A 24,722-nucleotide genomic window follows, 5' to 3' on the forward strand; every position below is an offset into this window, starting at 1 on the left:
CCGGCATGGCCAAGTGGATCCCGTTGTGGTTGCACAAGCTCAGCTCGCCGCCGATGTTTTACCGCTTTGCCGGTGCCGTGCGCCCGTGGGCGCTGGCGCTGGCGCTGCTGCTCGGCGCAGTCGCCGCTTACGGCGGGCTGGTGCTGGCGCCGCCGGATTATCAGCAGCACGATGCCTACCGCATCATCTTCATCCACGTGCCCAGCGCCTGGATGAGCCTTTTCATCTATGCAGCGATGGGCGTGTCGGCGTTCATCGCGCTGGTGTGGCGGATCAAGCTTGCCGAAGTGGTGACCATGGCCTCGGCACCGATCGGTGCGGCGTTCACCTTCATCACCTTGTGCACCGGCTCGTTGTGGGGCAAACCGATGTGGGGCACCTGGTGGACCTGGGACGCGCGGCTGACCTCGGAGTTGCTGCTGCTGTTTCTGTACCTGGGCGTGCTGGGCCTGTACCACGCGGTGGAAGACCGCCGTCAGGCGATGCGTGCGGCCGGCCTGCTTGCGCTGGTCGGCCTGGTGAATCTGCCCATCGTGCATTACTCGGTGGTGTGGTGGAACACGCTGCACCAGGGCTCCACCGTGCGGCTGCTCGGCCCGTCCAAGATGGGCGCGGACATGCTGTGGCCGTTGCTGACCATGATGCTCGCCACCAAGTGCTACTACCTCGCCAGCCTGTTCGGCCGCGTGCGCGTGGACCTGCTGGCGCTGGAAAGCGGCAAGGACTGGGCACGCCGCATCGTGTTGACCGAGCGCACTGCATGAGCACGTTTTTGGCGATGGGCGGCTACGGCCAATACGTGTGGACGTCGTATGCGTTGTTCGTGCTGGTGCTGCTGGCCGACCTGGCAGCGCCGTGGTTGCGACGCCGGCGCCTGCCGCGCGAACTGCGTGGCAAGTTGCAGCGGCAAACCCCGCGGCGTCTGCGCGATCACCCCGCGCCACCGCTGGAGCGCGACGCACCATGAATGCCACGCGCAAACAACGCCTGTGGCTGGTGCTCGGCGTGATCGCCGCCGCCGCGCTCGCGGTGACGCTGATCGTACTGGCACTGCAGCGGAACATGAGCTACCTGTTCACGCCCAGCCAGGTCCGCGCCGGCGAAGCGGCCAGCTATCAGCAATTCCGTCTCGGCGGCATGGTCAAGGCCGGCTCGATCCAGCGCGCCAGCGACTCGCTGAAAGTCAGCTTCACCGTCGTCGACAAACACGCCGCCACCCAGGTCGAGTACACCGGCATCCTGCCGGACCTGTTCCGCGACAACCAATCGGTGATCGCCAACGGGCGCATGCAGGGCGGGCATTTCGTCGCCAACGAAGTGCTGGCCAAGCACGACGAAACCTACATGCCCAAAGAACTCAAGGACGCGATGGCCGAAGGCCATGTCGGCAAGCCGATCCCTGCCACCGCCGCGCCGCTGGCCGCGCCGCGTTGAGGCGGCATCGGCTGCGCGTCGCTCACTCGATGACCTCTTCCTGCTGCACGTTGCGACCTACCCATGACGCCTGAACTCGGCCAGATCGCATTGATCCTGGCGCTGCTGCTTTCGCTTGCCCAGGGCGTGTTGCCGCTGATCGGCGCCTGGCGCGGCAATACCGCCTTGATGGGAATTGCGCGGCCGGCAGCGGTGGGCCAGGCAGTGTTCGTGTGGATGGCATTCGGCCTGCTCGCCTGGTCGCTGCTGTCGCTGGATTTTTCGGTGGGCTATGTCGCCGCCAACGCCAACATCACCCTGCCCTGGTACTACCGCTTTGCCGCGGTATGGGGCGCGCATGAAGGCTCGTTGCTGCTGTGGATCGCCATCCTTGCGACATGGACGGTGTTGCTGGCCGCCTTCAGCCGGCATCTGCCGCAGCACTTCGCCGCACGCGTGCTGGCGGTGTTGGGTCTGGTATCGGTGGGCTTTCTGGCCTTCATCCTGCTGACCTCCAATCCGTTCGGGCGGCTGTCGCCGATCCCGCTCGATGGCAACGAGCTCAATCCGGTGCTGCAGGATCCGGGCATGACCTTCCATCCGCCGGTGCTGTACACCGGTTATGTCGGTTTCTCGGTGGCCTTCGCATTCGCGGTGGCGGCGCTGCTCGGCGGCGAGCTCGAACAGGCCTGGGTGCGCTGGGCGCGGCCGTGGACCAATGTGGCCTGGGCCTGCCTCACCGCCGGCATCGTCGCCGGCAGCTGGTGGGCGTACGCGGAACTGGGCTGGGGCGGTTGGTGGTTCTGGGACCCGGTGGAAAATGCCAGCTTCATGCCGTGGCTGGTCGGCACGGCGCTGATCCACACCCAGGCGGTCACCGAAAAACGCGGCAGCCTGCGTGCCTGGACCATCCTGCTGTCGATCCTGGCGTTCTCGCTGTCGTTGCTGGGCACCTTCCTAGTGCGCTCGGGCGTGCTCACCTCGGTGCATGCGTTTGCCGCCGATCCGCGCCGCGGCCTGTACATCCTCATTTTCCTGGTGGCAGTGGTGGGCGGCTCGTTGCTGCTGTACGCCCTGCGCGCACCGAAGATCGCCAGCGGCAAACCGTTTGCCGCCGCCTCGCGCGAGACCGCCATCCTGATCGGCAATCTATTGCTCACCGTCGCCGCGGCGATGGTGTTGTTGGGCACCTTGTTCCCGTTGATCGCCGATGCCTTCGGCCTGGGCAAGGTGTCGGTGGGGCCGCCCTACTTCGGCCTGTTGTTCCCGTTGCTGATGTTGCCGGTGGTGCTGTTGCTGCCGTTCGGCCCATACCTGCGCTGGGGCAAGGCCGAGGCGGCGCCGCTGAAGGCACTGGGCACGCGCGCCGGCATCGCCGCGATCGCCTGTGCGTTGGTCGGCAGCCTGTTTGCCGATGGCCAGGTCAAGGCGATTGCCGGGATCGGTGTCGCCGCGTGGGTGGCGGCCGGCACCGCGCTGTACATGCACAAGCGCTGGCGCGAGATGCCGCGCGGCCGGCGCTTTCCGGCGGAAATGGCCGGCATGCTGCTCGCGCATGCGGGCGTGGCGGTGTTCGTGGCCGGCGTGCTGGTGTCAGACAGCCTGTCGGTCGAACGCGACGTGCGGCTGTCGCCAGGACAGACCGCCGAGATCGCCGGCTACGCGTTCCGCTTCGACGGCGTGCAGCTGGTCGACGGGCCGAACTGGAAGGCCGAACAAGGCAGCGTGCAGGTCAGTCGCGATGGCAGGGTGATTGCGCAACTGCATCCGCAAAAACGCCTGTACAGCAGCGAACGCATTCAGACCGAATCGGCGATCGATCCCGGCATCACCCGCGATCTGTATGTCGCGCTGGGCGAGCCACTGGACGATCAGCACATCGAACACGACTGGACCTTGCGGCTGTACTACAAACCCTTCATCCGCTGGATCTGGGCCGGCGGCCTGTTGATGATGCTGGGCGGCTTCGTCAGCGCCTGCGCGCGGCGCTTTCGCGCGCTGGTGTCTGCAGGCAATGCCGCTGCATCGCCCGCCTACGATGCACGCCTCATCGCGCAGGAGTCGCACCCGTGAAGCGCATGCTGCCGTTGCTGGGGTTTCTGTGGGTCGCTGCGCTGTTCGGTTTCGGCATCTACTGGACCATGCAGCACAATCCGCGCGATGTGCCCTCGCCGTTGATCGGCAAACCGGCACCGGCGTTCTCGCTGCCGCGGCTGGACGCACCCGACCAGCATCTCAGCGGCGCGCAATTGCTGGGCAAGCCCTATGTGCTCAACGTGTTCGGCAGTTGGTGCGCCGAATGCGTGCACGAGCATCCGGTGCTGATGGCGCAGGCCAGCCGGCTCGGGGTGCCCTTGATCGGCTACAACTACAAGGACGTGCCGGCCGATGCGACCGCCTGGCTGGCACGATTGGGCAATCCGTACGCCGTGGTGATCGCCGACGAAGCCGGCCAGACCGCCCTCGATTTCGGCGTCTATGGCGCGCCGGAAAGCTTCCTGATCGATGCGCAAGGCGTGATCCGCTACAAGCACATCGGCGTGCTCACTCCCGATGTCATCAACGAGGAGTTGCTGCCCGCCATCGCCGCACTGCCCAAGGGGGCACCGTGATGCGGGCTTATGGCGTGTTTCAGGCGCATCGGCGTCGGCAGGCACGCAAGCTGCGCCTGCTGCTGGTGCTGCTGCTCGGTCTAGTGCTCGCACCCTGCGTCCAGGCGCAGGCGGTGGACCCACTGCCGTTCAAGGACCGCAACGAAGAGGCGCGCTTTCAGCGACTGACCGCACAGCTGCGTTGCCTGGTGTGCCAGAACGAGAATCTGGCCGATTCCAATGCCAGCCTGGCCCGCGACCTGCGGCATCAGGTATTCGCACAATTGCAGGCCGGCAAGAGCGATGCGCAGATCAAGCAGTACATGGTCGAGCGCTATTCGGATTTCGTGCTGTACGACCCGCCGGTCAAGCGCGGCACCTGGTTGTTGTGGTTCGGACCGCTGCTGATGTTGGGCGCCGGCGCTGCGGTGGTGGCACACACCGTGCGCAAACGCGCGCACGCTGGCACCGCAGCAGCGCCGCAGGCAGAGGAAGAGTGGTGATGACGGGCTTTTATTTCCTGAGTGCTGGGCTGGTGGTCGTTGCGCTGCTGTTGTTGCTGCGGCCGCTGCTACGTACCCCCACGCGCAATGGCAACGCACGTTACACGCTGCCGATTCTGCTGATACTGGGCCTGCCTGTCGCCACTGCCGGCCTGTATCGACTGGTTGGCGCGCCCGATGCGATCGCGCATCCGGTGTACGCGACAGCATTGCCGCCCGTGCCCGCCGCACCGACCGCTGCAGCCGATGACGCACCACCACAACCGACGGCTGCCGAACAGGCGCAACTGGCGGCGCTCGCCTCGTGGATGCAACAGGCCAAAACGTATGAGCAGGCCGACCGCTCCGCCGAGGCGCGCGATGCCTACGCGCAGGCGCTGAAGATCGCGCCCGACACCAGTGCCGCAATCGTCGGCTGGATCGCTGCGGATATGGCAACGCACAGCGATTTCGCCATCGATGCCGCCTCGCGGACGCGTCTGCAGCAACTGATCGCGCGCGAACCGGACAATCAGCGCGGACTATGGCTGCTGGGCATCAGCGACTTCCAGCAGCACGACTATGCCGCAGCCACTACCCATTGGCGCCATCTGCATGGACTGCTGGAAACCGGCTCGCCGATGCAGAACGCGGTGGCAGACAAGATTGCCGTGGCCGAATCGATGGCCAGCGCGCGGCAATCCGGGCGTGCTGCACGCTGAAAACACCGGCGCAAAGACCTGCAGGCGCACCCGGGACGGCGATCTGAGCCCGCAGAGTCCATCGCCAGCGGTCATGCTGCGCAGCGGCGGCACGCCGACGCAGCCGACCAGGCCAAAGCGCGGTGTGCGAGCTTGCCTGCGCAGCCCGCACCTGTGCTTGGATGAAGGCAGTCGACGCGGCTACCCAGAAACGTTGAGCCAGCACTGCGGCAGATGCCGCGCCTGCCTCGCTCAGGACGACGGCCCCAGCACCTCGTGCAATTTTCCACTGAACTCGCCCAGCGTAAACGGCTTGGCGATCATGCTCATGCCCTCGGCGAGAAATTCGCCGCGGTCGCGTGCGGTTTCCGCATAACCGGTCATGAAGATCACCGGCAGGTCGCGGCGCGACTGGCGCGCGATCTCGGCCAGCTGTCGCCCATTGAGCCCGGGCAGGCCGACGTCGGTGACCAACAGATCGATCCGTCGCTGCGATGCCAGGATCGGCAGCGCGGCGTCGGCATCGGCGACCACCTCCGCCTCATAACCCAACTCGCCAAGCAGCTCGGTCACCAGCAGGCGCACCTGCTCGTCGTCTTCCACCACCAGCACCTGCTGCCCCTGCCCGGCTACCACTGCTCCGATCTGGGGCCCGGTCGCCACGCTCTGCGCTTCCGCACCGGCCGGCAGATACAGGCTGACCGTGGTGCCTGCGCCCACCTGCGACTCCACCCAGACCTGTCCGTTGGACTGCTGCATGAAGCCATAGATCATCGACATGCCCAGGCCGGTGCCCTGCCCGATCGGCTTGGTGGTGTAAAACGGCTCGAACACGCGCTCCAGCACATCGGCCGGCATGCCGGTGCCGGTGTCGGCCACCGACACCACGACGTAATCGCCCGGCGCCAGGGTAATGCCGCGGCCAAGTTCGAGCCGGTGTTCGTCGACATGCAGATGCCGGGTAGCAATGCGCAACTGGCCGCCATCCGGCATGGCATCGCGGGCGTTGATGGCCAGGTTGATCAATGCGCTTTCCAGCTGGTTCTCATCGACATACGCCTGCGGCAGCGCATCGCAAAGGTCCGCTTCCAGGCGCACCGACTCGCCCAGCGTGCGCACCAGCAATTCCTGCAACGACAGCACCAGATCGTTCAACTGCAGATGCCGCGCCTGCAACGACTGCCGGCGCGAGAACGCCAGCAGGCGCTGGGTCAGTGCGGCCGCGCGCAAGGCCGACGCCGAGGCCACATCCAGAAACCGCCCCAGTCCCTCGGTGCGCCCCTGGTCGATACGCAGGCGCGCCAGATCCAGGGCAGACAGGATGCCGGTCAGCATGTTGTTGAAGTCGTGCGCAATGCCGCCGGTCAACTGGCCCACGGCTTCCATCTTCTGCGCCTGACGCAGCGCGGCCTCACTGGACTCGCGCGCCAGCATCTGCTGCTGCAGCTCGGCGGTGCGCTCGGCCACCTTGGCCTCCAGCACGTTGGCCTGCTCCTGGATCGATTCCATTGCCAATGCACGTGCGGTGATGTCGGTGGCAAATACATGAAACCCATCCACCTTGCCATCGGCATCCAGGCGCGGCATGTAGCGGATCTCTGCATCGCGGCGGCGTCCATCGGCATGCGGCCAGCTCGCTTCCACGGTCAACGCCTGGCCGGCCAGCGCTGCTTCGATCCAGGCGCGCCGCTCGGCCACGACCGCAGGCCCCATCACATCCACCAGCGGCCTTCCGATCACGTCCTGCGGCGGAATCCCGATCCAGTCTTCGTAAGAGCGATTGGCGAAGCGATACACCAGATGCTTGTCGATGAAGGCGATCAACACCGGCAACGCGTCGGTGACCCGGCGCAGCTCGGCTTCGCTCAACGCCAATGCGGCGCGGCCTTCGGCCAGCTCGGCCATCTGGTCGCGGATCACGAACTGTTTCTGTCGCGACCGCAACGCGTTGAAAATCGCGCTCAACAACGACGACGAACTCAGCGGCCGCTCCAGCTCGATGACATTGGTCATCTCGGCAGGCAAGCTCACCCGTCGACCGTGCTGGCTGCCGCGCGGCGCGCGCAACAGCACGAAGGGAATATCCGACCACGCCGCCTGACCCTGCAGGATCTGCTGCAACTGCTGCAGATCGCCGCGGACGGCTTCTTCGGTCAGCACCACCACGCCGGAACTGTCGAGCAGGTCGCCGGCCAGGGCCGCCAAGGCGCCATAGACCCGGCGCGTCAGCCCACGCTCACCAACGATGGCCGCAATACTCTCCGCATCGCGACCGAACGGCGCAATGATGTGGACGACCGAGCCATCCGCTTCACGGCTGGTCAAGCGCACGATCCAGCAACGGCGTGCCGTCTCCGACAAACTGCGGGGTGCCGGTCAGAACACCATGGAACTTCTCCAGCGGCTCGCTCAAATGCAGGCCGCTGCTATTGATGCGCATCTCGCGAATCGAATCCTCATGCGCGCCACTGCGGTTCTTGATCACCGACAGCGCCTTGCGGATCCGCCCTTGGGCTTCGAAGAAGCGGAACAAGATGACCGTATCGGCCATGTAGGAGATATTGAGATTGCCGGTCGACATCGTTCCCACCAGACCATGCTGCGGATTGATCAGGAACGTGGTCACGCCGCTCTGGTTCAGGTAGGACAGCAACTCGTGCATCTGCAGCATCAACTGCTTTTCCTGCGGCATCGACGACAGATAACCGTTGAGGCTGTCGATCACCAGGATGCGGCAGTTGCGCATCTCCACGCTTTCGCGCACCGCCCAGGCGAACTCGCCGGGCGTCAGCTCGGACGGGTCCATCTGGTGCAGCTCCAGCATGCCCGAGGCCAGATGCTTGCGCAGATCCATGCCCAGGTTTTCGGCACGCGTCAACAACGTGCCGGTGCGCTCGTCGAACTGCAGCACGCAGCAATGCTCGCCTCGCTCGCAGGCCGCGCTGACATATTGCAGGGCGACATTGGTCTTGCCAGAGCCGGCAGGCCCGGTCAGCAAGGTGCTGGTGCCGCGCAAGGGACCGCCATGCAGCAGCGCATCGATACGGTCCACTCCGCTGGGCACCGCCTGGCCGACAAACGGGACGTGATGATCGGCCGCGATCAGGCGTGGATAGATCCGCATGCCACCGGTGACGATGGTGATGTCGTGATAGCCGGCAATGAAATTGACCCCGCGCAATTTCTGCACCTGCATGCGCCGGCGTGCCGCGCCGAAATCCAGCGTCATGCGTTCCAGCGAGATCACGCCGTGGCACAGGCTGTGCAGGTGCGCATCGCGCTGACCGTTCTCGTCGGTGAGGTCGTCGACCAGAAAGACGGTGATGTTGCGCGGTGCAAAGAACTGCTTCAGCGCCAGCACCTGCCGCCGGTAACGCAACGAATCCTGCGCCAACAGACGCAGTTCGGACAACGAGTCGAACACTACGCGGGTCGGCTTGACTCGATCGACCTCGGCCTGGATCAGCTTGATCGTGCCATCCAGTTCCATTTCCCACGGATGCAGAATGGACTGCTGGCGCCCGTCGCCGAGAAACGCTTCAGCCGAGGCCAGCTCGAAGATGTGCAAGGCTTTCAGCGACCATTCGTGCGAAGCGGCGACCTCGTTGAGCTCGTCGATGGTCTCGGACAAGGTGACATACAGGCAGCTTTCGCCCTTGGCTGCGCCATCGAGCAGGAACTGCAACGCCAGCGTGGTCTTGCCGGAGCCCGGCTGGCCTTCGAGCAGGTAGAGCCGGTTGGCCGGCAATCCTCCGCGGAGGATGGTGTCAAGCCCCGTCGTCCCGGTGGTGATGCGGTTTGCGATCATCGGCTTCACGTTTTTCATACCGTTAAGTTAACACGCGCCCGCGATCGCCCGCTGCCAACGACTGAACTGATCAGCTTGCCTGGCCTGACCCACCGTGCCTGCGGGCTGCCTTTCGCCGCGACAGCCGTCGCTGTTTTCGCGGCGCGCCGTCTCGCAGGATCGGCACTATGCCGCGCGTCTTGCCGCCAGGTGTGACAACTCCGACACATTCGTCACGGGCGCACGCATAGCCTCGACAGTGAAGTAGGTCGCGTTGTTGCGATCGCTTGAGGATCGCGGTGAACGACGCACCATGTAACGCACGCATTCTGTTGGTAGAAGACGACGACGCCATTCGCGCGATGACTGCGGATATCCTCTGCGATGAGGGTTACCAGGTCGTGGTATCTGCCGACGCCGAACAGGCCATGGAGCAGCTCACCATGGCCTGCCCGTTCGACCTGCTGCTGTCCGATATCTGCCTGCCAGGCATGAACGGGCGCGACCTGGCAGACAATGCACGGCGCTTGTACCCCGCGCTGCCGATCATTTTCATGACCGGCTATGCAGGCGTCAGCGCCAAGCGCACGGATTTTCTCGATACCGGCATGCGCTTGCTGACCAAACCGTTTTCATTGCGCGACTTGCTGGGCATCGTGGAGACGGCGCTGTAACCGGGCGCAGCCGCGGCGATCCCAAGCGCTGCAAGGCCAGCCCATAGCGCGCGCTGGCCGGGCGATGGCAAGCACCGCACCTGGCGCTTGATACGGGCGTCAGCAGCCCGGCTGCCCGCCCGATGCCAGCGGCGGCGGTGCTGCCGACACTGCCGACGCATCATGACACCTGCCGCGCCAGCAACTGCAACACGCGCAGCTTCAGCTCGGCCGCCAGGAACGGTTTGGTCAACACTTCCATACCGTCGTCCAGCTGCCCAGCGCCTACTGCCGCGGTTGCCGCATAGCCGGTCACGAACAACACCGGCAGCGTTGGCCGGTATTGCCGGCCGGCATCGGCCACCTGGCGCCCGTTCAAGCCGCCGGTCAGGCCGACATCGGTGACCAACACATCGATCGGCTCCAGCGAGCGCAAGCGCTCCACCGCGACGCTACCTTCGGCCGCTTCGATGACGTGATAACCGGCCTCGGTGAGCACCTCGGAAATCAGGGTACGGATCGCGATTTCATCCTCCACCAGCAACACGGTGCAACTGCGTACGTCGGCGCACTGCAGCTGTTCCGGTGCTGCCACGGCATGGTCCTGCGCATGCGCGCCAGTGAACCGCGGCAGATACAGCGCCATGGTGGTGCCCACGCCCACTTCCGAATCGATACGCACATGGCCGCCGGACTGCCGGGTAAACCCGTAGATCATCGACAATCCCAGACCGGTGCCCTGCCCGATCGGTTTGGTGGTGAAAAACGGCTCGAACACCTTGGACATGACCTCGTCGGTCATGCCGGTGCCGGTGTCCTGCACGCTCAGGCAGACGTAATCGCCAGGCGGCAGATCCAGCGGCAGCGCCGCAGCCGAATCCAGCGAGCGGTTGTGCAGGCTGATGGTGAGTTCGCCGCCGTCGGGCATGGCATCGCGCGCATTGATGCACAGATTGAGCAGCGCGTTCTCCAGCTGCGGCGCGTCCACCAGCACCTTCCACGGCTGCGGCGCCGGCGTCACCTGCAAGGTGATCGATGGCCCCAGTGTCCGCGAGATAATCTCGCGCATGCCGTGCACCAGGGCGTCCACTTCCAGGGCACTGGGGGCCAGCGTCTGCCGGCGCGAAAATGCCAGCAGGCGTTGCGTCAACGCGGTAGCGCGCGCGGCGCTTGTCTGCGCCATTTCCACATAGCGTTCCAGCCGGTCGTACTTGCCCTGCTCCACGCGTGCCTGCAGCAGCTCTAGCCCCACTGTGATGGAGGTCAGCAGATTGTTGAAGTCGTGCGCCAGGCCACCGGTGAGCTGCCCGACCGCCTCCATCTTTTGACTCTGGCGCAGTTTTTCTTCGGCCAGCAGCAACGCCGCACTCCGCTCGCGCACGCGTTCTTCCAGGGTCTCGGTCAGCAAGCGCAGTTGCTCTTCGGCCGCGCGTCGGTCGCTGACGTCCGAGGCGGTGCCGAACCACTCCTCGATCCCGCCCTGCGCATCCAGCAACGGCACTGCACGCAACAGCGTCCAGCGCACCCGCTGCTGTCTGTCGAGCACGCGCAGCTCCAGCTCCAGGGCAGCCTTGTCGCCGATCGCAGTATCGATCGCTTCCAGCAACGGCGCACGATCGTCCGGATGAATCCATTCCTGCTGCCAGTGCGCATTTGCCGGACGACCATCGTCCAGCAAGCCGTCGCCCGCATGCAGGCGCAACGCACTCCAGCTCGCAGTGGCGGAAAAGATCGCTTGCGACGACGCGCGTACCAAGGCGTCCAGCCGGCGCTCGCTTTTGATCAAGGCCTCGCTGGCCAGGCGCTCGGCGGTGCGGTCGCGCAGCACTTTGACAAAGCCGATCGCCGCGCCGGTTTCTTCGCGCAGCACCATCAGCGACCCATTGGCCCAGAACCGCTCGCCGGATTTGCGCATATGCCAGCGCTCGTCCATGCCGCTGCCGCTTTCCAGCGCTGCAGCGGCTTCGATGAGAATCTGGTGATTGGCCACATCTTCCGGAGTAAACGTGCGCTCCAGCGATTGCCCGAGCATCTCGGCCTCGGTCCAGCCCAGTATGCGGCGCGCACCTTCGTTCCACGAGGTTACCCGGCCGCGCATGTCGGTGGCGATGATCGCGTAATCCATGACGCTATCGAGGATCTGCCGGTTGCGCACCTCCGCCTCGCGCACGGCGCGTTCCAGGCTGATGCGATCGGTGATGTCCAAGCCTTGCACGAAGATACCGGACACCGTGCCGTCGGCGCCGGCAATCGGTTGATACACCAGATCCAGCAGATGTCGCTCGGTCGGCCCGCCCGGCACTGCCTGGACGTCGTACACCAGCGCGTTGGCCGTGTACGCGCGCCCGGAGCGATACACCTCATCCAGATGGCGCAAGTGACCCTGCTCCAGCGCATCCGGCAACGCTTCGGCGAGCGGACGCCCGATCACGTCGCGGTGTCCGATCAGGCGCGAATAACAGGGGTTGGCAAACTCGACGCGATGCTGCGGCCCGCTCAAAAACGCCATGAACATCGGCGCCTGCTCGAACAAGCGGATCAAGCGCTCATGCTCGTCGGCCAACCGCGTCTGCGCCAGCTTGCGCGCAGTCACCTCGTTGGTCACGCAGAACGCGCCGCCGATACTGCCATCGTCCAGATAGATCGGCGAAAACGAGAACGTCCACCAGGTGTCTTCCGGCACACCGTAGCGGTTCATGGCGATCGGCACTTCCTCAAAGCGCGAGGCGTCCCCGGCAAACGCCGCCTCGATCGGCGCACGCACCGCCTCCCAGGCATCGGCCCACAGCTCGCGCAGCGGCGCGCCCAGTGCATACGGCTGACGCGGCCCGAGGATAGGCGCATACGCATCGTTGTAGAAAAACGTCAGCGCTTCGCCCCATACCACGTACATGCTCTCTGGCGAGGTGAGCATCAGGCTGACCGCGTTGCGCAACGGTGACGGCCACTGCTCGCTCGGCCCCAACGGCGTGCCAGACCAGTCGTATGCACGTACCGCCTGCGCCATGGCGCTGTCGCCATACGGAAATGCAGCGATCATGCCGCGCGCATCCGCACGGCCACGCCATGCAGGTCGCCTGCACAAGGCAAGTGTGTCGCCGCACCGTCTACGCCCTGATGATTGTTCACCCATCCGTGCATCTGTGCCAAACCGTTATTAAAGAGCCCGAGACCGCGCGGCGCATCGCCAGGAAGCACGATCGACCGCCCACACCACTGTCATCATCCAACGCGCGGCAGGCGGCGTCCATACAGCCACTCGCTGCCATGGCGCCACGGTACTGCGCCGCGTGTGAGGACGTGGGTTAGCCGAGGGCGACGTGGTGCGCGACTGCCAGCCCGCGCCGCGCGGCGGGCCTGTCCGCCGTGCGGATTGCCTGCGTGGCGCCCTCAAGTCCCTAGTGCACCTCACCCGTCCATTGCTCGCGACGTTTCCTCGGCGCCTTCAAGATCGGAAGGTGTCGGTTGTCCTTGGCATGCTTGACCGCTCCAGGTGCGTCATGGGAGAGCCGCTGATCGGCGCCCGGCTGCGGGGCCCTTGCCCGCCCACCGCTACGGGACATGGCGTGAGTCCGCCATGGAGCTCTCAAGCGCCGAAGCCAACGGAAGCAGCATGTTCGCGACGACTCGCTGGACCAGCAACGGCCGCGCCGCCGCCCGGGGTGCGTGCCGACAGGCACATCGCGCCGCTGTGCTGGGAATCAGGACGCGTATATCAAATATGCACGCGACACCTACCGCAGGAACTACCGCAAACCATGCCTGCGTCGCCGCCGCCACTGCATCGGGGCCCTCCAGGGCCCCGTTCGCCATCTTGCTGCGCACGTCCAACGTCGCCCGCTCGATCCCATGCATGCGCATCCGCAGCGCGATCCAACGGCGCCTGAATGCCGGATGCGCGGTGCGTACAGTTCCAGTGGATGAGGTCGCTAACGGACGAGGCGATACACGATTGGGGTAGCAACGCAGCCCTGTCGGAGGCCTCCCTGCTGCCCCGCATCCCTGCCCATGCCGGGATTCCCCCCGCCCTCCGGATCACCGATCTCCTCTTATGCACACCCTCTCCGACCTGCGCATTGGCCAACGCCTGTCCCTCGGCTTTCTCGCGATCATCATCCTGATGGTGATCCTTACCGTGGTGGGCATCCAGCGCGTGCGCAGCATCGACCGGCAATTGACCGCCATCAATGAAGTCAACAGCGTCAAGCAACGGTACGCAATCAATTTCCGTGGCAGTGTGCATGACCGCGCAATCGCCTTGCGCGATGTCGTGCTGATGGATGCGCCGGCTGACCGCCGCACTGCGGAGCAATCGATCGACAAGCTGGCCGCCGATTATGCCCGCTCCGCCCAGCCGCTCGACGACATGATCGCCGCCTCGACAGACGCGCAGGAAAAAACAATCCTGCAACAGATCAAATCCATCGAGCAGCGCACCCTGCCATTGATCGCACAGGTGCGCGCATTGCGCGACGCGTCGGACCGGCCGCATGCCGAACAACGCTTGCTGCAGGAAGCACGCCCGGCCTTCATCGATTGGCTGGCCAGCATCAACGCCTTCATCGATCTGCAAGAGCACAAGAACCGCCAAGCCGCCACGCAGGCCGTCGCCACCGCACGTGGCTTCGCCATGCTGATGGTGATCTCCACTGTCATCGCACTGCTGCTGGGTGCAGCGATTGCCTTGCTGCTCACCCGCAGCGTCGTACTACCCTTGCTTCTGTCACTGCAACTAGCCGAGCGCATCAGCGCAGGCGACCTCGGCACGGCCGATACCACGGCAGGCAAGGACGAATCCGGCCAGCTATTGCGTGCCATGCAGCAGATGCAGCGCCGCCTGCGCGATGTCATATCGGCGCAACGCACCATGGCCGCGCGTCACGACGCCGGCCAGATCAGCTATCGCACCGACGCGCAGCAATTTCCTGGCGAGTACGCGCACATGGTGCAGGACACCAACGCGCTGGTGCACGCGCATGTGCAGACCCAGTTGCGCATGACCGAGGTCATGGGACGCTATGCAATCGGTGACCTGACTCCGGAAATCGAACACTACCCCGGCGAAAAAGCCGCCATCACCACCACCATGCAGCAGGTCAAGCAGAACCTGCGCGCCATCAACGCACAAATCCACGCACTGACCCAGGCCGCATGTGCTGGCGACTTCGCGCTGCGCGGTCAACCCGAAAAGTTCGAACATGATTTCCGCCTGATGGTGGACAACCTCAACACCATGATGGCCACCGCCGACAGCAACCTGGCCAAGTTCTCCGAGCTGCTGCGCGCCATCGCCGACGGCGACCTGACCGTGCGCATGTCCGGCAACTTCCATGGCGTGTTCGCCGCCATGCGCGACGATGCCAACAGCACCGTGCATCGCCTGACAGACATCGTCAGCCAGATACAAACGACCTCCAACAGCATCGGATTTGCTGCCGAGGACATCGCCAGCGGCAATCAGGAACTGGCGCGCCGCAGCGAACAACAGGCCGCCAATCTCGAAGAAACCGCAGCTTCGATGGAAGAGCTGACCTCCACTGTCAAGCAGAACGCCGAGCACGCCGGCCGCGCCAACCAGCTCGCACGCGGCGCCGCCAACATCGCATCGGAAGGACGCGATGTGGTCGGCCAGGTGATCGATACCATGTCCGGGATCGAAGCATCGTCCAGGCGTATCGCCGACATCATCTCGGTCATCGACGGTATCGCCTTCCAGACCAATATTCTGGCGTTGAATGCAGCGGTCGAGGCCGCACGCGCCGGCGAACAAGGCCGAGGCTTTGCCGTCGTCGCCTCCGAAGTACGTACCCTCTCGCACCGCTCATCCGATGCCGCCAAGGAAATCAAACGCCTGATCGACGATTCAGTACAGCGCGTGGCCGATGGCTCGGCCCTGGTGCACAAGGCCGGCACCACCATGGGCGAAGTCGTCACCAGCGTGCAGCACGTCACCGACATCATGGGCCAGATCTCCGCCGCCTCGCTGGAACAGGCCGGCGGCATCGAACAGGTGAATCAGACCATCGCGCAGATGGACGAAACCACCCAGCAAAACGTGCGCCTGGTCGAAGCCGCAAGCACCGCCGCGCGTGCGCTGGAAGACCATTCCGTGCAACTGACCCGCGCAGTGGACGTGTTCAAGGTCAAGGCGACGATGATGTGAGTGCGTGAGCCATCATGGGATGAGTGGGAACAGGATCAGGTTAATTCATAAAGTGCACCTGACCCAGCTCTTTCCGATGGAAAATCCAGAGAGTCTCAGTCGCGACCAGATCGCGCATTGGCATCGCTCCTGCTGGATGGAACATCCCAGGCGATCGGTTTGGAGTGGGCGCTTTTTCAGGCCGAGCGTAAAAAACCGCCGAATGCATTCCGGCTTTCAGCGCACCGCCCTGCGTCCGGCGTCACCAAGTCGCAGGGCGGCGGACTGGCTGCATGCGTTATGCAGCCAATGCGAGCTTCGTCTTGCCGGTGGCGCTGCGTGAGCTACTTGCAACACTTTCCACCAGAGCGGTCGCCTGATCCTCAAGTGCACGGGCCGACGATGCCATGGTGTCAACCAGAGCGGAATTCTGCTGCGTCGCTGCATCCATCTGCGAGATGGTTTGATTGATCTGCTCGATGCCGGCGCTCTGCTCGTGACTGGCCGCCGCAATGCCGCTCATGATGTCGTTGACCTGCCGCACCGAGGAAAGCAGTTCTTCCATGGCCTTGCCCGCCACGTTGACCTGCTCCGCGCCCTGCCCCACCTTCGCACCCGAATCGGCGATCAGATCGCGAATCTCCTTGGCAGCCATGGTGCAGCGCTGCGCGAGGCTGCGCACCTCGGATGCAACGACCGCAAAACCACGTCCCTGCTCGCCCGCCCGCGCCGCTTCCACGGCCGCGTTCAGGGCAAGGATATTGGTCTGGAACGCGATCCCGTCGATGACGGTGATGATTTCGCCGATCTTGCGCGACGACGCCTGGATCGCCGCCATGGTGCTGACGACACCATTGACCAGCTCACCGCCATGCAATGCTGTCTCTGCGGCCTTGCTCGCCAGCGAGTTGGCCTGACGCGCACCTTCGGCATTCTTGCGAACGATGCTGGTCATCTCCTCCATGGAACTCGCAGTCTCCTCGAGGGCAGCTGCCTGCTGCTCCGTGCGCCGCGATAGGTCATCGTTGCTGCGCACGATATCGCCTGCCGCACTGCTGAGCGTGTTTGCCACTTCGCCCAGCTGACGTCCGGCTTCCACGTCCATCAATGCTCCAACCGCGCGCAACGGCGTGCCATCGACAGCGCGCTTGGTCAGGCCGCGTGCGCGGAACCAGCGGTACTGGCCGCTCTTGAGCTGCAGGCGGTACTCGATATCGAAGTTGGTGCGGCCACTACGGTCGTTCAAGTGCGCCGCGAAGGCGTTCAGAGAACGCTCCTTGTCTTCCGGGTGCAGCCGTGACGCCCAGCTATCGAGCACGTTGGGGAAGTCCTGCTCGGACTCGAAGCCGAGCAGATGGCGGAACTGCTGCGACCACCAGAACTCGTTGTTCGGATTGATCGGGTCACCCGCGATCACGCTCATGTCCCACAAGCCATCGCTGAGCATCTGTGAGCCGAGCTCGAAGCGCGTCAGCGTGATGTCGAGGAACTGCTCCCGCTCGCGGCGCTCGGTGATGTCGGTGAGCGAACCGGCCACACGGAGCGGCACGCCTTGCGCATCGCGCTCGGTCGTGCCGAATGCGCGGAACCAGCGATATTCGCCGGATTTCAGACGCAGGCGGTTTTCGACGTCGTAGGGGGTTCGACCACTGCGATCGGCAAGGTGCGCCGCAAAGGCATCCAGCGTCGGCTGCTTGTCATCCGGGTGCAGGCATGCGACCCAACTGTCCAGGACATTGGGAAAATCCTGTTCAGAGGCAAAGCCCAGCAGCCGACGCATCTGCGGCGACCACCACACCGGGCTGTCGGGGTGGCTGGGATCCCCGGCAATGACACCAATATCCCAGAGCCCGTCGGTTGTACCACTGGCGACTAGGTCGAAACGGCCCTCCAGATGGCGCAACGCGGTGGTCGCGTCTTCCGCCTCGGCCTTGGCCAAATCACACTCCTGCTGGGCCGCATACAAGCGCTCGGCCATTTTCTTGAGCAGTAGAGCCGATCCGTTATTGGGCCACTGCGCACTGCCACCTTTCAACGTGGCATCAACCGCCTTGGTCAGCGCGTCCACCTTGCGGCTGTCGGAGAAAAACATAGCGGCCTCTGCTGCTTGCGTTGGGGATGCGTCCCTAGCGGCAGCGGTCGGCCGTTCTTGATGGCCCTTTTCCGATCCACCACCCTGGGCGAGTCGAGCATTCAGCTAGACAGCAGCAGCCCCTGTAGATCGAGTCCGCTGTCTGCTACTCCTCGCCAAACGCGGCGGCGGTCACCCTGGCACGCCACGCTAGTCGCCGCAGTCGCTCAACGACTAATCGAAATCCTCGCCTGGCAGCTGCGATCCGGGGCACTCCGGCCCCGCGGTTACAGACGTGCTGCACGACACAGACACGCAGCAAGAACAGCTAGACGCCAGTCGGCTCGTGGATCGGGCAGCGATTGAACTCGGAGCGGAATCGGCGCGAGGCTGCCATTACGATACGGCGCGCCCGGTTGATCGCACCCAGCGGCCGATGAGCGGCCAGGGCATGCCACGGCGAGAAGGCGATACGGTCTTCCAGCTGCTGCGAGTTCTTTCCGTCCCATCCGGCCTGGCGCTCGACCACGACGCGCGCGACCGCCACAAAGGGGCTGATGGATTGCGGCCACTCTATCGACGCATCCTCGACCGGCATCTTTTCCACATCCCGGCACAGCTGCACGCGCAGCTCCCACTCGGCCGGGCTGTCCAGGGTGCTGATGGCGTGATGAACGGCCTCGCGCTGCGCGTCCTGGGAGTCGCCGACTTCCCGACCATCGAGTTCGAGGAGGTTTCTGGACACCGGCGCCAGCGAGAACTTGGCGATGTAACGCCCGTAGAGATACGGCACCTGCGAGAAAAACGTTTCGCCCAGCGGATGAACCTGCGGTTGCCCGCCAATCTGCTTGATGCTGCCGCTTCCCCCACCGATCTTCTCAAGCGTGTTCTCGACACCCCGAAGCACTTTTGAAAGTGCGGCCTTGGCGCGTGGCGCCTTTTCCGTAGTCGCCGCAAGAACGCGAAAATTACGCAAGAACCCATCGGGACCAGGGGTGGTGAAGGAAGGGCCATTGACCATCAAGAAATCCTGACTGTGCTTTTCGTCTCCACCCTCGACGCGCTCACCGCTGACACCTAACACCTTCAACGCCAGGGCACGCGGGGTCGAGACAGCATCGCTCAGCTGTTCGGCAGGTGGCGATGACAGGCGGATGTAAGCATCGTATTGCCCAGGCCCTGCGAACAACCCTTGCCGCAGCTCTTCGGGCAGATCGTTGAATACGGTGAGCTTGGCGGTGAACAGGCCCTGCCCTTTCGCATGGACTGCGCGGTGCGCGTGCCCTTCCTTCTCGGCCACGGTCGTTGCCATGTCGACGAACAGCGCCTCAAGCGAACGAATGGTTTCCTGCTCGCTGACGCTGGGCGTTTCCAGATCGGGGCGATATTCGACGGGCGCGTTCATGAGGTTCCTGGCTTTATGGCTGGTCAGGCCAATGTGCTACACCCGCTGTTTACGCTCCGTCGAAGTCGAGGAGAGTCAACTGTCGAGGGGCGCACGTCTACTCCGCCCAGCCCTTCCAATGGCACTAGCCGACAGGCGGGTGATCCAGCCCCGCCCCCGCAGTCCTTTCGCTCTCCGACTCGCAGCGGTCGCTTCCTTGAAGAACGCCGGCACCTGGTCCTTCCAACCCGATGATCTGGATCATTCCATGAACAATTTGTGGCCAGACCACCTTATGACCTGCTCGTCCACTGTCGCAAGAATTCACTCCCCTCAGCACACAGACAAACTGTCATCGCTGTTTGACTCCGCCTCGGCGAGAATAATGATGAACAAGCCCTGTACTTGCATCGAGCAAATCAAACCCTGCTCGGCAAGCAGCTGCTGCGACTAACAAATCGACATTCCCGATTGAAAGACTTAATTGGCGCGTACTAAACCGCCGCTTGTGAAACTCATGTCTTTGGAGCGCACAAGGAAACTGCCCTTGTCGAGAGACAAACGAATTCGACAATTAAAGAGACTTTGATCTCAATTTTTTTAAAAAGGCTGCGTTGCTCAGCGCAGGCATAGCAACGAGCTGGCGAAAGCTACCGCACCGATGCGCAGCGTTGGCGCACGATTTCTGCAAAGCAAACCACAAGTTCGCTCTTGCCGTTAATTTCCTACCTAGTCGGCAATCCGTCCAGCACAACTTCAGGCATCAAAAATCTATAATGAGGGGTAAACGTAAACTGCACCAATGTAGATTTTCATACCCATCCCAATAATCGACCATAAAATCTACACATAAACCTCAAAAATCCGCCCCGCACATCCCAACAAGAAATTATTAGGCATCATTTTAAAATTGACAGAGAGGAGATCGCAGGCCCAGTGTCATGATGAAGGGCCTCGATATATCGAAGCCCTTAACGGCAAACTATTTTTTTAACAATGCACGCCTCTTTTTCAACTGCCGTAGAAGTTGAAAGCTAAGAAAAGCACAAATTACTGCAAAAGGAATTACCATATAGTCAGCCTCCTCAAGCTCCTGCCCCATATAAAATTTACTAAAGAAGTAGAATAAAAATCTTACTGATGAAAGCCCAAAAGTAAAAGCCCAAAATTTAAGCCAAAACAAGGACATAATTTTATCCGCCAGAATTACAATGAGTTGGACCGGCTGCATCTACAGCACCCTTGATGACATCCATTATATCTTTATCGGTGACAACGCCTCTCCATCCACCAACAAGGCCGCCAAGCGCCCCCTTGAATTGCGGGGAGTCGACAAAGGCTCTGCTTGACGATCTACCGTCCCAAGACTTGCAGATCAATGAGAACGCATTGGCGGAAGGACCAGTGGCCGGAGGAGGATCGGACGAGATGATGAGGGATGGGCACCGGGAGATGTGTCCCGATTTGCGCCCTGCCTCAGACCTTAAAATATCCGAAACAATCTCTTATAAATCAATGATTTATGCGGGAACTTGGCGGAGAGAGTGGGATTCGAACCCACGGAAGGTTTGACCCTTCGCCGGTTTTCAAGACCGGTGCCTTAAACCGCTCGGCCATCTCTCCGATGTTGCTGCGCGCGACCGCCGAAAGCATCGGTTGTTACGCTGGCGACCCGAATCGCGCGGGTGGCGCCTGGCGGTGACCGCACGGGTGTCCTGTGCAGAGCCACCACTCCCGGGATCGCTCCCGGGCGCGCATTCTCGCATGCCCGGGCGCGTTTTGCTTGGGCACTACTCGCTTATGGCTGGCGCAGCGTAGTGCGGCGCTAATCGTGGCCGGCCGCTGCACGTGGTGGTCGGCGGGATGCACCTAAGCATAGATGCAGCCTGCCGAATGTCTGAGGCGAGCTGACTGCCGAGCAGCTCGCTGGCTGCCAAACAACCGGGCAGCCAGCGCAGCGGCGAACACAGCCCTCAGCTTGCTTCGGTCACGACTGCTCAGCCTGCCTCGGCCACCGCCAAGCGCGGCGCAGTGCCAGCGGCGCGCTTGAGCTTTTCGGCCAGCTCGGCGCAATTGCCGCCGCAATCCAGGCGCGAGCGTTCGATTTCCTGCGGCAGGTGTTCGGCCAGGAAGTCGATGAACACCCGCACCGCCGGCAGCAGGCCGCGACGCGAGGCGAACACGGCGTGGCAGATGCCCTGCGGCAGCGACCAGTGCGGCAGCACCACTTCCAGTTCGCCGCTGCGCACCGCTTCGGCGCAGACGGTTTCCGGCAGCATGGTGATGCCGAAGCCATCGCGCGCCATCGACTGCAGCAACGGGAAATCGAAACCGGCCAGACGCGGCTGCAGGTCCACGCGGCGCATCTCGCCATTGGGGCCGTGCAGTTCCCAGCGCTGATGCGCTTCGTCTTCGCTGGTGCTCATGGTGGTGTGGTTGGCCAGCTCGCTCGGGTCTTTCGGGCGACCGGCGCGGTCCAGATACTTCGGGCTGGCGACCAGCAATTCCTGCACCTGACCAAAGCTGCGCATCACCAGGCTGCCGTCGTCGTCCAGGCGCGAACGCACCCGTAGCGCGATGTCGTAGCCCTCGTTGATGACGTCGACGCGGCGGTTGCTGATGTTGAGCTGCAGCCGCACCTTGGGGTACTTGGCCAGAAACTCCGGCAGCAGCTTGGGTAGCTGGATCTGCGCGAGCGAGACCGGAACGCTCACCCGTACAAGACCGCGCGGCTCGGCGCTGAGACGATCCACCACCTCGCGCGCGGCCTGGGCTTCGGCAAGCATGGTCTGGGCGTGCCGGTGCACGCTGGTGCCCACGTCGGTGACCGCGAAGCGGCGCGTGGAGCGTTGCAGCAGGCGCACCCCCAGGTCGGTTTCGAGTTGGCTGATACGACGGCTCAGGCGCGACTTGGGGATCCCGAGCGCACGCTCGGCGGCAGCAAAGCCGCCGTGGTCCACCACCATCGCGAAGTAGTACAGGTCATTCAGGTCGTGCATGGCGCAGGTATCCATGGATAGAACGATAAGCGATATTTAATCACCTTTATCCCAACAGAGCAACGACCTAGTCTTCGCAGCGACGCGGTTGCCCAGGCCCCGGCAGCGCTGCAGGAGCCGGAAAAAGAAAACGGGACCTTCGCAGGTCCCGTTTTCAATCGCCGTTCTGGATGCTGCTGTGCGTGACGAGGCTGCAGCGCTACGCAGCCGCCTGCAGCAACCAGGCTGCAGATCGGCCTTGCGCGCCGGCATCGACGTCACGCAAGGCGCGTTGCCGCGCATTGGAGCCGATGCGTAGCGCCCCAGCCCAACGAAAGTGAGATCAGCCGATCTTTTCCAGCCCGCCCATATACGGACGCAGCACCTGCGGCACATCGATCGAGCCATCGGCGTTCTGGTAGTTCTCCATCACCGCGATCATCGCGCGGCCCACGGCGGTGCCGGAACCGTTGAGCGTATGCAGCAGTTCCGGCTTGCCGCTGGCCGGGTTGCGCCAGCGCGCCTGCATGCGGCGGGCCTGGAAGTCGCCGCAATTGGAGCACGACGAAATCTCGCGGTAGGTGTCCTGCGAAGGCAGCCACACTTCCAGATCGTAGGTCTTGATCGCAGCAAAGCCCATGTCGCCGGTGCACAGCAGCACCTTGCGATACGGCAGGCCGAGTTGTTCCAGCACCACTTCGGCGCAGCGCGTCATGCGCTGATGCTCGGCATCGCTGTGTTCCGGCGCGCAGGCGGTGACCAGCTCCACCTTCTCGAACTGGTGCTGGCGGATCATGCCGCGCGTATCGCGGCCGCCGCTACCGGCTTCGGCACGGAAGCACATCGAATGCGCGGTCATGCGCAGCGGCAGTCGCTCGGCATCGACGATCTCGTCGCGCACAATGTTGGTCAGCGGCACCTCGGAGGTAGGGATCAGATAGCGGCGGGATTCACCCACCTCGGTCTGAAACAGGTCGTCCTCGAACTTAGGCAGCTGCCCAGTGCCACGCATCGACTCGGCATTGACCAGCAGCGGCACATTGGTTTCTTCGTAGCCATGCTCGCCGACATGCAGGTCGAGCATGAATTGCGCCAGCGCGCGGTGCAGCCGCGCAATCGGCCCACGCAGCACGGTGAAGCGCGCACCCGACAGCTTGGCGGCAGTCTCGCCGTCCAGCCAGCCGTGCGGCGCGCCGAGTTCCACATGGTCCTTGACCGGGAAATCGAAGCTGCGCGGCGTGCCCCAGCGCGACTGCTCGACGTTCTCGCCCTCGTCCTTGCCCAGCGGCACATCGTCGGCCGGCAGATTGGGCAGGCCTAGCGCGATGGTCTCCAGCTTGGCGCGGATCACGTCCAGCGCGTCTTCCGAAGCCTTGAGCTCATCGCCGAAGCCGGCCACCTCGGCCATCAACGCGGCGACATCTTCCCCCTTGGCCTTGGCCTGCCCGATCGCCTTGGATCTGGAATTGCGCATGCTCTGCAATTCCTGCGTGCGCACCTGGATCCGCTTGCGTTCGCTCTCCAGCGACTCCAGTTCCGCAGTGTCCAGGGAGAAACTGCGCGTGCTGCGCAGGCGCTCGGCAAGGTCGGCGGGATGTTGGCGAAGCAGGGCCGGATCTAGCATCGGAAGTCTGTGTGTCGGTGAGGAGCACTAGATTATCGCCTGTTCCGCCACCTGCTGCGATCGATTCACCGGGGCTATGCCAGAATTACCGCGATCCTTCAGGTGAGCCCTATGCCCGCGCCCCGCCCTGCATCCGATCGTCAGATCGTCCTGCGTCTGCCCCGCCACACCCTGAAAATCGCCGGTATCGCCTTCGGCGCCGGCCTGCTGCTGTTCCTGCTGGTGTGGGCAACCGGCCGCAAGGACGATTTTTACAAGGCCTCCCCGACACAGCCGACGGCCGGCACGCCGGCCGCCGACGACACCATTCAACCGCTGCCGGCGCCGCTGCCCGCCCAGGACGGCGCCAGCGACATGCCACAGGCCAAGCCGCCCGAACAGGCGCCGACCCTGGTGGAGACCGCGCCACCGGCGCCGCCTGCACCGGCTCCGTTGCCGGAGAACACGGTACCCGGTGCGCCAGGCACTTCGGCGCCGCCTAACGCGCCAGTGGCAGGCGGCAACCGCCCGGTCCCCATGCAGGGCCAGATGCCACCGCCGCGTTATCCGTCGGCAGCACTGCGGCGCGGCGATGCCGGCGATGTGGTCGTGCGTGTGGACGTCGATGCCGCCGGCAATCCGGGCGGTGTGACCCTGGTCAAGCGCAGCGGCTCACGCGATCTGGATCGCGCCGCAATGGAAGCGGTACGCCATTGGCGCTTTCACCCAGCCCAGCAAAACGGGCAGCCGGCTGCAGGAAGTCTGGATATCCCCTTCGAGTTCAAGCCGGCGCAGTAAGCACGGCACGCCAGCTGGACCGGCGGACTCGGTCCGCCACCATAAGCACGTGCAAGGGGCTGTTTTGCAAGGGATCGGCTGGCGCTGCCCGGACGATTGTCGGCAGTGCCATCACGCAA

17 protein-coding genes and 1 tRNA gene are annotated in these 24,722 nt (G+C 63.9%); 10 read left to right on the top strand and 8 right to left on the bottom strand.

The window, feature by feature from the left end; translation table 11 throughout:
- Window positions 1-5 precede the first annotated feature (5 nt).
- From ccmC to FHY19_RS08940, 7 genes are all read left to right on the top strand, one after another.
- Window positions 6-764 carry a heme ABC transporter permease CcmC gene (gene ccmC, locus FHY19_RS08910; RefSeq protein WP_259153794.1) on the top strand — a complete coding sequence of 253 codons (759 nt, stop codon included), beginning with the start codon at window positions 6-8 and terminating at the stop codon, window positions 762-764.
- Entirely contained in the window at window positions 761-967 is a 207-nt protein-coding gene (ccmD, locus tag FHY19_RS08915) for a heme exporter protein CcmD (RefSeq protein WP_259164898.1), read from the top strand. The genes ccmC and ccmD overlap by 4 nt, the downstream gene beginning before the upstream one ends.
- Window positions 964-1,434 (top strand): cytochrome c maturation protein CcmE, encoded by a 471-nt coding sequence (gene ccmE / locus FHY19_RS08920; protein WP_259164906.1) that lies wholly within the window; start codon window positions 964-966, stop codon window positions 1,432-1,434. Before ccmD ends, ccmE begins: the two co-directional genes overlap by 4 nt.
- A gap of 63 nt (window positions 1,435-1,497) precedes the next feature.
- Entirely contained in the window at window positions 1,498-3,486 is a 1,989-nt protein-coding gene (locus FHY19_RS08925; protein WP_259164913.1) for a heme lyase CcmF/NrfE family subunit, read from the top strand.
- Window positions 3,483-4,025 carry a DsbE family thiol:disulfide interchange protein gene (locus FHY19_RS08930; protein WP_259164915.1) on the top strand — a complete coding sequence of 181 codons (543 nt, stop codon included), beginning with the start codon at window positions 3,483-3,485 and terminating at the stop codon, window positions 4,023-4,025. Before FHY19_RS08925 ends, FHY19_RS08930 begins: the two co-directional genes overlap by 4 nt.
- A complete protein-coding gene (locus tag FHY19_RS08935; RefSeq protein ID WP_259166349.1) occupies window positions 4,025-4,507 on the top strand; it encodes a cytochrome c-type biogenesis protein in 483 nt (160 codons plus the stop codon). Before FHY19_RS08930 ends, FHY19_RS08935 begins: the two co-directional genes overlap by 1 nt.
- Window positions 4,501-5,208 (top strand): C-type cytochrome biogenesis protein, encoded by a 708-nt coding sequence (locus FHY19_RS08940; RefSeq protein ID WP_259164916.1) that lies wholly within the window; start codon window positions 4,501-4,503, stop codon window positions 5,206-5,208. The genes FHY19_RS08935 and FHY19_RS08940 overlap by 7 nt, the downstream gene beginning before the upstream one ends.
- Window positions 5,209-5,439: 231 nt before the next feature.
- Here FHY19_RS08940 and FHY19_RS08945 read toward each other — a convergent pair whose 3' ends face one another.
- Window positions 5,440-7,512 carry a PAS domain-containing sensor histidine kinase gene (locus tag FHY19_RS08945; RefSeq protein WP_259164923.1) on the bottom strand — a complete coding sequence of 691 codons (2,073 nt, stop codon included), beginning with the start codon at window positions 7,510-7,512 and terminating at the stop codon, window positions 5,440-5,442.
- The gene (locus FHY19_RS08950; RefSeq protein ID WP_259164926.1) at window positions 7,499-9,013 is read right to left on the bottom strand and encodes an ATPase domain-containing protein; all 1,515 of its coding nucleotides are present in this window, start codon (window positions 9,011-9,013) and stop codon (window positions 7,499-7,501) included. Before FHY19_RS08950 ends, FHY19_RS08945 begins: the two co-directional genes overlap by 14 nt.
- A gap of 290 nt (window positions 9,014-9,303) precedes the next feature.
- On the opposite strand from FHY19_RS08950, the gene FHY19_RS08955 reads away from it, so the two are divergent.
- Window positions 9,304-9,648 carry a response regulator gene (locus FHY19_RS08955; RefSeq protein WP_259154017.1) on the top strand — a complete coding sequence of 115 codons (345 nt, stop codon included), beginning with the start codon at window positions 9,304-9,306 and terminating at the stop codon, window positions 9,646-9,648.
- A 160-nt stretch (window positions 9,649-9,808) separates the two neighbouring features.
- Here the strand turns inward: FHY19_RS08955 and FHY19_RS08960 are convergent, their stop codons facing one another.
- Window positions 9,809-12,667: a PAS domain-containing protein gene (locus FHY19_RS08960; RefSeq protein ID WP_259164933.1), complete on the bottom strand. Its 2,859-nt coding sequence runs from the start codon at window positions 12,665-12,667 to the stop codon at window positions 9,809-9,811.
- A gap of 1,011 nt (window positions 12,668-13,678) precedes the next feature.
- On the opposite strand from FHY19_RS08960, the gene FHY19_RS08965 reads away from it, so the two are divergent.
- A complete protein-coding gene (locus tag FHY19_RS08965) occupies window positions 13,679-15,790 on the top strand; it encodes a methyl-accepting chemotaxis protein (RefSeq protein ID WP_259164944.1) in 2,112 nt (703 codons plus the stop codon).
- A gap of 277 nt (window positions 15,791-16,067) precedes the next feature.
- Here the strand turns inward: FHY19_RS08965 and FHY19_RS08970 are convergent, their stop codons facing one another.
- The 5 genes from FHY19_RS08970 to serS form a co-directional block, all read right to left on the bottom strand.
- Window positions 16,068-17,861, bottom strand: a complete 1,794-nt coding sequence (locus FHY19_RS08970) for a PAS domain-containing methyl-accepting chemotaxis protein (protein ID WP_259164951.1) — start codon at window positions 17,859-17,861, stop codon at window positions 16,068-16,070.
- A gap of 307 nt (window positions 17,862-18,168) precedes the next feature.
- Window positions 18,169-19,245 carry a catalase family protein gene (locus FHY19_RS08975; protein ID WP_259164952.1) on the bottom strand — a complete coding sequence of 359 codons (1,077 nt, stop codon included), beginning with the start codon at window positions 19,243-19,245 and terminating at the stop codon, window positions 18,169-18,171.
- A gap of 1,512 nt (window positions 19,246-20,757) precedes the next feature.
- Window positions 20,758-20,847, bottom strand: a tRNA-Ser gene (locus FHY19_RS08980).
- A gap of 374 nt (window positions 20,848-21,221) precedes the next feature.
- Window positions 21,222-22,238, bottom strand: coding sequence for a LysR family transcriptional regulator (locus tag FHY19_RS08985; RefSeq protein ID WP_007964080.1), 1,017 nt, complete (start codon window positions 22,236-22,238; stop codon window positions 21,222-21,224).
- 307 nt (window positions 22,239-22,545) lie between these two features.
- Window positions 22,546-23,826 (bottom strand): serine--tRNA ligase, encoded by a 1,281-nt coding sequence (serS, locus tag FHY19_RS08990; RefSeq protein WP_259164959.1) that lies wholly within the window; start codon window positions 23,824-23,826, stop codon window positions 22,546-22,548.
- Window positions 23,827-23,937: 111 nt separating this feature from the next.
- Here serS and FHY19_RS08995 point away from each other — a divergent pair, with 111 nt between their 5' ends.
- Window positions 23,938-24,603 carry an energy transducer TonB gene (locus tag FHY19_RS08995; RefSeq protein ID WP_259153778.1) on the top strand — a complete coding sequence of 222 codons (666 nt, stop codon included), beginning with the start codon at window positions 23,938-23,940 and terminating at the stop codon, window positions 24,601-24,603.
- The last annotated feature ends 119 nt before the right edge of the window (window positions 24,604-24,722 follow it).

Source organism: Xanthomonas sp. 4461 (assembly GCF_024806475.1).
Taxonomy (GTDB): Bacteria; Pseudomonadota; Gammaproteobacteria; order Xanthomonadales; family Xanthomonadaceae; genus Xanthomonas; species Xanthomonas arboricola_F.

Bases quoted from the DNA above. Each gene is read 5' to 3' on its own strand.
- ccmC (WP_259153794.1), top strand. From the start codon at position 6: ATGGCCAAGTGGATCCCGTTGTGGTTGCACAAGCTCAGCTCGCCGCCG.
- ccmD (WP_259164898.1), top strand. From the start codon at position 761: ATGAGCACGTTTTTGGCGATGGGCGGCTACGGCCAATACGTGTGGACG.
- ccmE (WP_259164906.1), top strand. From the start codon at position 964: ATGAATGCCACGCGCAAACAACGCCTGTGGCTGGTGCTCGGCGTGATC.
- FHY19_RS08925 (WP_259164913.1), top strand. From the start codon at position 1,498: ATGACGCCTGAACTCGGCCAGATCGCATTGATCCTGGCGCTGCTGCTT.
- FHY19_RS08935 (WP_259166349.1), top strand. From the start codon at position 4,025: ATGCGGGCTTATGGCGTGTTTCAGGCGCATCGGCGTCGGCAGGCACGC.
- FHY19_RS08950 (WP_259164926.1), bottom strand. From the start codon at position 9,013: ATGAAAAACGTGAAGCCGATGATCGCAAACCGCATCACCACCGGGACG.
- FHY19_RS08960 (WP_259164933.1), bottom strand. From the start codon at position 12,667: ATGATCGCTGCATTTCCGTATGGCGACAGCGCCATGGCGCAGGCGGTA.
- FHY19_RS08965 (WP_259164944.1), top strand. From the start codon at position 13,679: ATGCACACCCTCTCCGACCTGCGCATTGGCCAACGCCTGTCCCTCGGC.
- FHY19_RS08970 (WP_259164951.1), bottom strand. From the start codon at position 17,861: ATGTTTTTCTCCGACAGCCGCAAGGTGGACGCGCTGACCAAGGCGGTT.
- FHY19_RS08975 (WP_259164952.1), bottom strand. From the start codon at position 19,245: ATGAACGCGCCCGTCGAATATCGCCCCGATCTGGAAACGCCCAGCGTC.
- FHY19_RS08985 (WP_007964080.1), bottom strand. From the start codon at position 22,238: ATGGATACCTGCGCCATGCACGACCTGAATGACCTGTACTACTTCGCG.
- serS (WP_259164959.1), bottom strand. From the start codon at position 23,826: ATGCTAGATCCGGCCCTGCTTCGCCAACATCCCGCCGACCTTGCCGAG.
- FHY19_RS08995 (WP_259153778.1), top strand. From the start codon at position 23,938: ATGCCCGCGCCCCGCCCTGCATCCGATCGTCAGATCGTCCTGCGTCTG.